The organism is Sphingomonas sp., assembly GCF_031380695.1.
GTDB lineage: Bacteria > Pseudomonadota > Alphaproteobacteria > Sphingomonadales > Sphingomonadaceae > Sphingomicrobium.
The window spans coordinates 1-10909 of sequence record NZ_JANMWY010000020.1 but is presented as its reverse complement, the minus strand read 5'-3'; the positions used below and the strand labels follow the sequence as shown (position 1 = coordinate 10909).

Below are 10909 nucleotides of genomic sequence, written 5' to 3'. Positions count from 1 at the left end.
ATAAATTCGGCCAGTACCAGGCTGGTTTTTAATCCGGACGCCACGACCAGGCCGAGCAGGGAGAGGGTCACCGCCAGTGCGGCGAGGGCAAAATTGCTGACGAACGCACCGCGGAAGAGCTGCGCCGAATCGCTCGCGTCGCGATCGGCCTCTTCGAAGGCCGGGGTGAGCTGCTCCTCGATCCGCTCCTTGAAGGTCGAATCATGGTCGATCGGCGCACCCAGGGTGGCCGGCTGCGGGGCTTTGAAATCGGCCAGCCGAAGCGGTCGGACCCCAGTGGCAGCCAGCAGCAGCGGATAGGCAATTCCCACGATTCGCGGCGTGCGGCTGCGCCTGCGCTGCTCGGCTCTGACGTCCGCATCGATGCGCCGCAGGGGTCCAGTCGGCCCAAACAGAAGGGGGATGTCGGCGAGGCCGCCACGAGCAATCGTATCGATCGCTTCGGGGCCAAGCTGATGCTCGTTCAGCCCGCTCCACAACAGCACCGGCGGGCGGGCGGCATCCGGATGAATCGTCAGGATCGGCAAGCCCTGCCCGATCGCCTCGACGACGATCTGGGCGGCGCCGCCCCGGCCCAATGGTGGGTCGCCGTCCCAAACGGCGATCAGCAGTTCGCATTGCGATAGCATGACCCGGCCTGCCCGCTCATACGCCGCCGCTTCGCCGCCGACTTCATTTCGCGAACCGCCCAGTTCGAAGACATTCTTCGCTCGGTCGATCAGGCTGTTGAGGCACTCCGCCGCGCCTGGTCCGTCGAAATCGCGGGCATATTCGGCGCGATCGAACGGCAGCACCGCATCGACCTGCCATTCGCGCGCAAGGGCAACCTTGGCGACGATCGTGTCGGCGCCTTCGGCCAGGCTGCCGATCAACCGGAAGCGCGCATGATCAGAATGTCGCTCGAGCGCCTCGAGCGTCTCGTCGATCCGCCGGGACAAGGCGTCCATGTCGTAGCCGTCGATGCGCTGCGGACGGTGCCCGGTGATCCCGACGGCGATCGATCCATCATCGGGTGCGTTGGCCGCCGTCGCTGCAAACCCGTCGTTCGCATCATCGGACATCAGGCGATCGCAATGATGGTGAGAGTGACATTATCCGGTGCGCCACGTTGCAAAACGGTCTCAACTAGCCGGTCGGCGATCGGGGCAAGCGGTCCGTCGGCCAATGCCGCGCAGAGTTCAGGGTCGGGTACCAGCCGGGTCAAGCCGTCGCTGGCAAGCAGGAAGCGATCGCCCGATTGGACGTCGCCCGTGACCATCTCAAGCGAAAAGATCCGGGCAACGCCGACCGCGCGCGTGATGACGCTGGCCTGCGGATGAGTCTCCGCATCTTCCGCCGCGAGCATGCCGGCATCGACCAGGCCCTGCACTAGGCTATGGTCGTGGGTCAGCTTGCTAAGCTCGCCGTCGCGAAGTCGATAGGCGCGGCTGTCGCCGGCCCAGAAGGCGACGAACGAAGGCCCCTCGATGAGCAACCCGACCACCGTGCTGCCGATCGTGCGCGGGCGGTCACCGGTGCGGGCGAAGCTGATCAGCTCCTCGTTGACGTCGCTCAGCGTCTCCTCGACCCAGCGGGAGGCGGCACCGAGATCGCGCGTCACCGGCGCCCTGGACAAGGCATTGGTGATCATCGTGCTGGCGATTTCGCCCGCATCATGCCCGCCCATGCCGTCGGCGACGACCCACAGGCCGAGTTCGGGGCGGTCGAGAAAACTGTCCTCGTTCACCTTGCGGCGCAGGCCGACATGTGTTCGGCTGATGCTCTCGACCAACAATCGCCGTCCCCCGCAATCAATTCATCGCGAGACTAGCAATGACGGGCGCGCCGTGCGATTAACTTTTCACTGATTCCGAAAATATCGTCGTGGGGGACACCGACGGTGACCAAAGCATATAGCAACCGTGCCTTGCCCGCAGGAACAGTCCTGCGCGAATGGCGCCTTGAAGAGGTGCTTGGGGTCGGTGGATTCGGCATCGTCTACAAGGCGCGCGGAATTTATTTCGACGAACTCGTCGCGATCAAGGAATATTTCCCCGGGTCGATCAGCGAACGTGACGCCGAGGACACCGTCGTCCCGATCGATTCCGACGCCGAGGAAGTCCACGCGCTGGGCCTCAAGAAGTTCGTCGAGGAAGCCAAGCTGCTGTGGAATTTGTCCACGCCGACCCGCCATCCCAACATCGTCAATGTTCGCAGCCTCTTCGAAATTCATGGCACCGCCTACATGGTCATGGACTTCGAGGACGGCGTGTCCCTCGCCAAGCTGCTGAAGCAAAGCGCTCGGTTCAACGAGCGTAGCCTGCTCAACATCATTCGCCCGATCGCCGAAGGGCTGGAACGCGCGCACCGGGTCGGGGTGCTCCACCGCGACATCAAGCCGCCCAACATTTTGATTAATCCCGACGGACGGCCGGTGCTGATCGATTTCGGCTCGGCCCGGTTCGAATCTGCCGATGCAACCAGCACGACGGTCACCTTCCACACCCCGCCCTACGCAGCGATCGAACAATATGTGAAGACCTATCCACAGGGCCCATGGACCGATGTTTATGCCTTGGGTGTGGTAGTCTATGAGTGCGTCGCCGGCGAGAAGCCGCTCGAGGTGCTCGAACGGCTGCATGGCGGGCACGACAAGCCGCTCGCCGACAGTCACTGGCCGGGGTTCAGCCCGCGCTTCCTGGCGGCGGTCGACCAGGCAATGCGGGTTCCGCCCAAGGACCGACCGCAGTCGATCTCGGAATGGCTCGCTTTGTTCGAGGACAAGCAGGAGCCCGCGCACGAAGTCACCGTCGAAATCGAAGGCGACGACGAGGATGCGACGCGCTTCGCCACCTTTGACAAGAGCATCGAGACGATCACGCCGGTGGCCCCGCCGGCGATCGGGAGCGATCCGCTCGACAAGGTCGAAACGCGCGTCCCTTCGGATCCGAACGAAGTCCAGTTCAAGCGCGCTGGCGAGGATAGCTCAGTCAACCGTCGGGTCGGTACCGAGGCCGAGCTGCCGCCGCCGGCACCGACTCCGCCGCAAGTGACTAGCGCCGAACCGACACCGCCCGCGTCAAAGCCGACCGAGGAATTGGCAGCCGCGTCGCCGCCGGACAAGGCGAAGACTGCGGTCAAGGCCGCTGATGCGCCGACGAAGGTCCCGCCCGACGCCAAGGCCGCCAAACTACCGGCGACCGACAAGGATGGCGCATCGAAGCGATCCCCCTTGGTCGTCAGCGCCGTCGTCAGCGGGCTGCTGCTGGCCGGCGTCGCCGGTTGGTCGATGATGGGCTACCGCGGATCGTCCGTCGCGAATGCTCCGGAAGCAGCGCCAATTGTCACCGCTCCGATCGACGGGCCCGCATCGATCACGGTCAACGACGGGCAGGCGGTCGATCTGAACATGGCGGCCAACCCGCTTGCCGCCGACAATCTCGTCGCGCCGGCGGCCGACGCAGCGGTCAAGGCACCGGTGAAGGCAGTGCCAGTCGAAGAGCATAAGAAAAAGCCGAAGGTCGAACAGGTCGCGACGGCAGCGATTCCGGCAACCGCGCCTGAGAGTGCAAGCGACGGTTCGTCGTCGGCAGGTGCATCTTCGTCCAAGATAGCGCAGCTTTCGGCGGTGATCGACGACGGGCGCGGCATGGCCAAGCAGGTCATCCGCATCGGCCGCGATCGCAGCGGTGCCAACGGCAGCGACGAGGAACGCAAGAATTACCAGCTGCGCCAATCCAACGCCCAACTCGCCGTCGGCTATGACAATTATCTGGCGACGCTGAAGAATCTGGCGCGCGGGGCCCAGTCGGACAAGCAGGCGGACAAGCTGCTCGGCCAAGCCAAACAGACGCGCGCCTATCTGGTGTTCTTGGTCAAGCGATCAGGCCAGGTAAATTAGCGCCTGATTTTATTTTTAGACTTGGCGTTCAGGCGTCGGCGTGAGACCGCACTTCGTGGCGAAGCGACATGTCCCCCACGCGCAGGACCGATCCGACGTCGAGAACCGCGTGACCGGCAATGCGGTGGCCATCGACGAAGGTGCCGTTGGTCGACTGCAGGTCGAGGACGCGCAACGTATCGTCGGCCAGTTCGACGATGCAGTGCGCGCGCGAAACGCGTGCATCGGCGAGGACGATATCGGCGGGCGCGGTGCGCCCGATCTTGAGGCCGGAGCGACCGACGACGAAGCGTTGCTCGGTGCGATCGCCAACCTTCAGGTCGAGGAAATGAAACTGTTCGGCCGGTACTTCGGGCGCAGCGCTGTGCCGGTGGATCTGCGTCCGCGCTCCTTCGCCATCCTTGTCGAGCGTTGGTCCGGCGTCCGGCTCCGGCGATGGCGGTCCATTCGACAAGGCAAGCATCAGACGATCAATCTCGGCCACGGATAATTTGCTCGGTTTGAGCAGCTTCTTCTTGAAGCCCTGCGGTGGCTGATTGCGCCCCGCCCAGCGTTCCGACGAACGGGACGCACCGGCATCCACTGCCACCGACGCCGCGACCGGATCACGAGCGACCAGCCGGCCCAGATCGAACAGCAGGGCCTGAAAAGCCTCCTCGCCGACATCGCCCGACCAGTTGGCGAAGTCGATCGTATGCGTCAGTTCAAAGGCGATCGGGCGGTCGCATTCCTCCATCGCGACCGAGATCAGCTTGTTGCGCCGGTCGGCCAGCGTGGCTTCGGCGCGGACCCAGCGCGACGATACCGACCGCTGCGACCACAGGACGACGACCGCCTTGGCAGCCTTCAGCTCATTCTCGATCACCTCGTCGAACGTCTCGCCAGAATGCAGCGCCGCGTCCCACCACACGCTGAAGCCCTGCTCGAGAAAGCATTCGGCGAAATAGCGCGCATTCTCCCGATCCTCGCGACTGTACGAGATAAAGATGTCAGGCCCAGTCAAGCGATCCCCCTCGAACGAACGTCCGCAAACCAAACGCGTGTACTGGGGCCATCCGCCCATCGCTGCCCCCGATTTGCCAAACTCCCGAGTCAGCCTTCTCGGAGGGGGAGGCAGATTATCTTAGCTTAAGTGAAACTTTACCGGAAGGCTGAAAACTTCACCAGGCGAGCGGCCGACAGACTGTGACGCAATGTGGGACAGTCCCGGCCGACCTTGTGGAACGGGTAGTGCGTTGCGATGTTGCAGCGTTGGGTGAGTATGCCCGTATCTTTGAAAGTACCCAACGTGCGCCTGTCTTGTCGACTGAAGGGCCACCGCCGATCGCGCGAGGAAGCGCGGATGGGCGCGGACCTGCGCCTGCACAGTCAATGCGAACGATGCGGCAAGCCAATGGTCAAGACGTGGAACAAGGGTTGGATCGTCGCCAAGGGCGGCCACTCTTTGCCGTCTGCCCCAATTCGGCACGACGCCTCGACACCCCCTAGCGAGAGGGCAAGTGGCGATCCACTGTCGCAGGATGGATATGAAGCACATTCCCAAGCTCAGACTGGTTGTCGATAATGATGAGGCGGCGCTGAGCGGCCGACAGGCGGTCGTCGACCTCAAATGGTACGTGCGGGCGATGGTGCCCAACTTGCTGGCGGTGATCCAGGGGTCGGGTCGGCCCGACGATCTGGTCGACCAGATCCTGCATGTCGCCGACGCGATCGAAGATGCCAGCCGGAGTGTGGCGATGGACGACATCCACGCCGAGCTGAGCACGCTCTTGCTGACGGCGATGCCGGTGTGGGATGGTGGCGAGCGGCGCGCTGCATCGAAGCCGGTATTCCCGATCGGAACCAGCGTCAGCCGTTAATCGATCAGTTTCCCCGGGTTCATCAATCGATCGGGATCGAGCGCCCGCTTGATCGCGGCTAGCACGTGCAGTCGTGCCGGGGGGCCGAGGCGGGCAAGCTCGTCCTTTTTCATCTGGCCAATGCCATGTTCGGCAGAGATCGAGCCACCCGCCGCGATGACCAGATCGTGCACCAGCCGCGACGCCGCCGCGCCGTTCGCGGCGATCCAGCCCTGGCCATCGACCGTCGGTGGGAAGACATGGAAATGGACATTGCCGTCGCCCAAATGCCCGAAGCATGACGCGTGCGCGCCCGGGAAGCGTCGCTCGACCGCCGCCGCGCCGTCGATCATGAAGTCGGGCATGCCGTCGACCGGAACGGTGATGTCGTGGGCGAGCGACGGACCCATCGCTCGCTCGGCCTCCGAAATCGAATCGCGAATATGCCAGAAGGCGAGCGCCTGGGCCTCGCTCGCCGAGATGGTGGCGTCGGCGACGAGCCCGCCCATCAAGGGTGCGAGCAGCCGTTCGAGCAGGGCGGCGGAGGGTTCTTCACCGGAATCATGCGCGGTCGCCTCGACCAGCACATGCCACAGGTGCTCGCCCTCCAACGGCGCGCGCGTGCCGGGAATGTATCGGAGCACCTTGACCAGGCTATCGGCGTTGACGATCTCGAAGCCCTCGATCCGGCCGGTCTGCCTTTCCAGCACGCGCAGGACGGCGAGCGCATCATGCGGCCGGGCGAGCCCAAGCCACGCGACGGCGCGGTCGGTGATCGCGGGCACGAGGCGCACGGCAGCGGCGGTGACGATGCCGAGCGTGCCCTCCGCGCCGATGAACAGCTGCTCGAGGCTGTAGCCGCGATTATCCTTCTTCAGGGCGGCGAGGCCGTCGTGGATCGAGCCGTCGGGCAGCACCGCCTCGACCCCGGCGACGAGGTTGCGCATCGGGCCGAAACGCAGCACTTGCGTGCCGCCAGCGTTGGTCGACACCAGCCCGCCGACGGTCGCGCTGCCGCGTGCGCCAAGCGTCAGCGGGAAGCGACGACCGATCCCGGCGGCGGCATCGTGCAGCGTCTCCAGAATCACCCCCGCTTCGGCCACGGCGAGATCGGGCGACAGGCGGCGGATGGCGTTCATGCGGCGGAGCGAGACCAGCAGCGCCGAGCCGTCGCCGGGAGGAGTAGCGCCGCCGACCATGCCGCTGTTCCCGCCTTGCGGGACGAGGGGCACGCGATGCTCCGCGGCTAGCGCGACGATCGCGGCGACTTCCGCCGTCGAGGCGGGCGACAGGATCGCCGCGGACTGGCCATGCCACCGCCCGCGCCAGTCGATCAGCCACGGCGCAATGTCGGCCGGATCGGTGATCGCCGCCTGGGGTCCAAAGCGCGCAATCACGGTATCGATCAGCGCGGATTGGGCGGGCGTGGTCATCCCGCGGGCTTTGCAAAGCGCGGCGGCGAGGGCAAGGGGTCAACGCAATGACCGGCTCCCTCACAATGATCGTCGCGCGCGCGACCAATGGCGTCATCGGGCGCGACGGCGGGCTGCCGTGGCACCTGCCGGCGGACCTCAAGCGGTTCAAGGCGCTGACCATGGGCGGGGCAATGATCATGGGGCGGCGCACATTCGATAGCCTGCCGGGACTATTACCGGGGCGTAGGCATCTCGTCGTCACGCGCGATCGGGAGTGGCAGGCACCCGGCGCAGAAGTAGCGCATGGCGTCAATGAAGCGCTGGCACTGGCCGGATACGGGGCGGTGTCGGTAATCGGCGGTGCGGAAATCTTCGCGCTGTTCCTGCCGCTGGCGGATCGTATCGAGCTGACCGAGGTCGCGGGCGACATCGCCGGCGATACGCTGATGCCTGATCCGCGCGAGGGCGGAGGTTGGCGCGAAGTGTCGCGCGAAGAGCATGGCGCGGACAGCGGACGGCCCGCCTATCGCTTCATCAGCCTCGCCAAGGGTTAGTGCCGCCCACCACCGGCCGCAGCGAAGGTGCGAAAGCGCGCCATCTGGTCGGCCAGCATTGCATCGACCAAGCGCGCAAACTTGTCACCGCCGCCGTTGGCAAAGCCCGCCGCGCGATAGTCTAGCGTCAGCTGCGACCCGCCTGCTATCCGCTCGACGCTGACCCACATCACGCCGGTCACCGCCTCCCCGAGCAATGGGCCAAGCGCGCCGCTCATCACGATTTCCTCACCCGGCTTTACATAGGTAACGCGAAGATGCTCGATCCCGCCGCCGGTCTTGGGGAAGCGCTCGCAGAAACAACCACCTGGGCGGGTATCAAGGCTGAGATTAGCGGCATCGCCTGAATAGGTGTGATCCTTCGACCACCAGCCCGGGACCTTTGCAAAGGCCGCCATGGCCTCGTTGGCGGGAACGACGAGCTGCACCTGCTGGCGCACCTCGAACCCGTGCGGATCGGCGTGGACGACCTCGGCTTGGGCCGTGCCGGCACCGATCAGCGCAACGAGCCCTGTCAGGATTCGCATGTTCTTTTCTCCCTCATCGAGCATGGCCGTTGCGCCTCATTCGTTCAATCTCCACGTCGGCAGCGAGACGCGGCCAGCGCCGACGCCGTCCCAAGATGAAACGTTGCGCGAGATCAAGAACGACTTCGCCCAGGCCAATCCTCTAACCGATGTCAACCCAACGCGCAGATTCGCAACGTCAAGCAGCGATATCTCTTTCGCCGTTCGTGGGATTGGTGCCGTGTTTCATCACGTGGTCGAGCTCAAGCGCGACCGCCCAGCACAGCATCGATCGCCGCGGCGACTGCATCGACCAGAGCCATGCCATCGACCCGGCGGACCAGCCGGCGTGCTTCGTAATAAGGCAGAATCGGTGCGGTCTTTGCGCGATACTCGGCCATGCGCGTGCGCACTGTCGCTTCGTTGTCGTCGGATCGGCGGACGAACTCGTGGCTGCCACAGACGTCGCAGATCCCTTCGACCTTCGGCCGCTTGAAGCGATCATGATAAGGCGTGCTGCACTTGGCACAGGTGAAGCGGCCGGTAATACGCTCGACCAGCGCATTCTCGTCTACCGCCAATTCGACAACGAACGACAGGCTGCGGCCATGGGCGGCCAGGATAATCTCGAGCGACTGCGCCTGAGCGAGGGTACGCGGATAGCCGTCGAAGATGACGCCTTGCCCTGCGGAGATGGTCGATAATTTGTGGTCGATCAGGTCGGACACGATCTGGTCCGACACCAATGCGCCCGAATCCATCACCGCCGCGACCTGACGGCCCAAGTCGGACTCCGAGCGTCGCGCCTCGCGGAGCATGTCGCCGGTCGATATCTGGACCATGCCATGATCGGCGACCAGCCGCTCGGCCTGCGTCCCCTTGCCGGCGCCGGGTGGCCCCAAAAGAATGATGTCCAAGATAATCTCCCCCAGCCCGTTCGCCCTGAGCTTGCCGAAGGGCTGCCCTTTTTCGAGAGCTTAACGAGAAAGACAGTCCTTCGACAAGCGCAGGACGAACGGAATGTTGACACCGGCCTAGCGGCGCTTGGAGCCTTTGAGCTTCGCCTTCTTGATCAGGTCGCCATATTGATGGGCGATGAGGTGGCTCTGGATCTGGCTGACCGTGTCCATCGTCACGTTGACGACGATCAACAGGCTCGTGCCACCAAGGCGAAAGTTGAGTCCGGCCTGTGCCGAAAGAAACTCGGGGATGAGGCAGATTAGCACGAGGTAGGCCGCGCCGATAACGGTGATCCGGTTGAGCAGATAGTCGAAGTAGAGCTCGGTCGCCTTACCCGGACGGATGCCGGGGATGAAGCCGCCATGGCGCTTGAGGTTCTCGGCGGTCTCTTCCGAATTAAACTGCACCGCCGTGTAGAAGAAGCAGAAGAAGATGATCCCCGCCGCATAGAGGCCCAGATAGGCCGGCGAGCCATGCTGCAGGAAGGTCGAGATCGAGATCAACCACTCGCTCGAACTACTGCCTGACTGGGCGCGAGCGCCGAGCATCTGCACCACCGTCAGCGGCATCAGCAGCAGCGACGAGGTGAAGATCGGCGGGATGACGCCAGCAGTATTGATCTTGAGCGGCAGGTGGCTGCGCTCCTGCTGCATCGCCCCGCGCGCGGTCTGGCGCTTGGGATATTGGATCAACACTCGTCGCTGGGCGCGCTCCATGAAGCAGATGAACAGGATGAGCGCGGCGGTCAGAACGACGATCCCGAACACCAGGAAGCCGTCCATGCTGCCGGTGCGCACACCCTCGAGCAGCTGGCCGATGGCCTGAGGCAGGCGCGCGACGATGCCGGCCATGATGATCAGCGACACGCCGTTGCCGATGCCACGGCTGGTGATCTGCTCGCCGATCCACATCAGGAACAAAGTGCCGCCAATCAGGCTGATCGTCGCGGCGACGCGGAACAGCATGCCGGGATCGACGACGGCGGCAATGCCCTGCTTAGCGCCAAGTCCCTCAAGGCCGGTGGCGATGAGGTAACCTTGAACCATCGTCAGGGCGACGGTCAGATAGCGGGTGTATTGGTTGAGTTTCTTGCGCCCGGTTTCGCCTTCCTTGCGCAGCTGCTGCCACGCCGGATAGAGGGTCGCGCCGAGCTGCACCACGATCGACGCAGTGATGTAGGGCATGACGCCCAGCGCGACGATCGACATGCGTTCCAGTGCGCCGCCGGAAAAGGTGTTGAAGAAGTCGAGCACACCGCCCGACTGGGTCTGATAGAGCGCGGCCATGGCGCGCGGGTCGATACCGGGGATCGGCACGAACGACAGCAGGCGGAACAGCACCAGCGCGCCGATGGTGAACCACAGCCGCTTCTTGAGCTCGGTCGCCTTGCCGAAACTGCCGAGGCTGATGTTCGACGCCATTTGTTCGGCTGCGGATGCCATCGCTGATCCCGTAATGGAGTAAAGGCGGCGGGAACGTTACGCCCCCGCCGCCCATATAGACAGGCCGGGCGGCTTGTCTAAGCCCCCCGGCAGATAATCACGCCTTGGCCGCAGCCTTCTTGGCGTCCTTGTCGGCGATCCGTGCCAGGCGGGCCTTGCCCTTCTTGGCGGCGGCCAGTTCGGACGGCACCTTGGCTTCGATCACTTCGATCGCTCCGCCGGCCTTTTCGACCGCCTCGCGCGCGCCCTTCGACACGCCCGCGACCTTGAACGAAAGCTTGGCGGAGAAGTCGCCCTTGCCGAGCAGGCGGACG

General features: G+C 64.5%; 10 protein-coding genes and 1 pseudogene. 3 read left to right on the top strand and 8 right to left on the bottom strand.

Annotated features, from left to right (window positions below; all coding sequences use genetic code 11):
- Nucleotides 1–1061, bottom strand: a pseudogene (locus RMN84_RS00650) (hypothetical protein); the annotation flags it as partial.
- Nucleotides 1061–1774, bottom strand: coding sequence for a protein phosphatase 2C domain-containing protein (locus tag RMN84_RS00645; protein WP_309610279.1), 714 nt, complete (start codon nt 1772–1774; stop codon nt 1061–1063). The pseudogene RMN84_RS00650 and the gene RMN84_RS00645, both read right to left, overlap by 1 nt.
- A 105-nt stretch (nt 1775–1879) precedes the next feature.
- On the opposite strand from RMN84_RS00645, the gene RMN84_RS00640 reads away from it, so the two are divergent.
- Nucleotides 1880–3880 (top strand): protein kinase domain-containing protein, encoded by a 2001-nt coding sequence (locus tag RMN84_RS00640; RefSeq protein ID WP_309610278.1) that lies wholly within the window; start codon nt 1880–1882, stop codon nt 3878–3880.
- Nucleotides 3881–3908: 28 nt separating this feature from the next.
- On the opposite strand, the gene RMN84_RS00635 is transcribed toward RMN84_RS00640, so the two are convergent.
- On the bottom strand, nt 3909–4883 hold the full coding sequence (locus tag RMN84_RS00635) for a TIR domain-containing protein (RefSeq protein WP_309610277.1): 975 nt from the start codon (nt 4881–4883) through the stop codon (nt 3909–3911).
- 523 nt (nt 4884–5406) lie between these two features.
- Between RMN84_RS00635 and RMN84_RS00630 the strand changes: the two genes are divergently transcribed.
- Nucleotides 5407–5739, top strand: a complete 333-nt coding sequence (locus RMN84_RS00630) for a hypothetical protein (RefSeq protein WP_309610276.1) — start codon at nt 5407–5409, stop codon at nt 5737–5739.
- On the opposite strand, the gene RMN84_RS00625 is transcribed toward RMN84_RS00630, so the two are convergent.
- Nucleotides 5736–7151 (bottom strand): FAD-binding oxidoreductase, encoded by a 1416-nt coding sequence (locus RMN84_RS00625; protein ID WP_309610275.1) that lies wholly within the window; start codon nt 7149–7151, stop codon nt 5736–5738. The genes RMN84_RS00630 and RMN84_RS00625 overlap by 4 nt on opposite strands.
- A 47-nt stretch (nt 7152–7198) precedes the next feature.
- Here RMN84_RS00625 and RMN84_RS00620 point away from each other — a divergent pair, with 47 nt between their 5' ends.
- Nucleotides 7199–7687, top strand: a complete 489-nt coding sequence (locus RMN84_RS00620) for a dihydrofolate reductase (protein WP_309610274.1) — start codon at nt 7199–7201, stop codon at nt 7685–7687.
- Here RMN84_RS00620 and RMN84_RS00615 read toward each other — a convergent pair.
- From RMN84_RS00615 to RMN84_RS00600, 4 genes are all read right to left on the bottom strand, one after another.
- The gene (locus RMN84_RS00615) at nt 7684–8214 is read right to left on the bottom strand and encodes an ATPase (protein WP_309610273.1); all 531 of its coding nucleotides are present in this window, start codon (nt 8212–8214) and stop codon (nt 7684–7686) included. The two genes, RMN84_RS00620 and RMN84_RS00615, sit on opposite strands and share 4 nt — an antisense overlap.
- Nucleotides 8215–8456: 242 nt before the next feature.
- The gene (locus RMN84_RS00610; protein WP_309610272.1) at nt 8457–9110 is read right to left on the bottom strand and encodes an adenylate kinase; all 654 of its coding nucleotides are present in this window, start codon (nt 9108–9110) and stop codon (nt 8457–8459) included.
- A gap of 117 nt (nt 9111–9227) precedes the next feature.
- Complete coding sequence (secY, locus tag RMN84_RS00605) at nt 9228–10595, bottom strand: preprotein translocase subunit SecY (RefSeq protein ID WP_309610271.1); 1368 nt, start codon at nt 10593–10595, stop codon at nt 9228–9230.
- A 97-nt stretch (nt 10596–10692) separates the two neighbouring features.
- Nucleotides 10693–10909: uL15m family ribosomal protein (locus RMN84_RS00600; RefSeq protein ID WP_309610270.1), on the bottom strand; the 217-nt coding region annotated here is incomplete at its 5' end.

Bases quoted from the DNA above. Each gene is read 5' to 3' on its own strand.
- RMN84_RS00630 (WP_309610276.1), top strand. From the start codon at position 5,407: ATGAAGCACATTCCCAAGCTCAGACTGGTTGTCGATAATGATGAGGCG.
- RMN84_RS00625 (WP_309610275.1), bottom strand. From the start codon at position 7,151: ATGACCACGCCCGCCCAATCCGCGCTGATCGATACCGTGATTGCGCGC.
- RMN84_RS00620 (WP_309610274.1), top strand. From the start codon at position 7,199: ATGACCGGCTCCCTCACAATGATCGTCGCGCGCGCGACCAATGGCGTC.
- RMN84_RS00615 (WP_309610273.1), bottom strand. From the start codon at position 8,214: ATGCGAATCCTGACAGGGCTCGTTGCGCTGATCGGTGCCGGCACGGCC.
- secY (WP_309610271.1), bottom strand. From the start codon at position 10,595: ATGGCATCCGCAGCCGAACAAATGGCGTCGAACATCAGCCTCGGCAGT.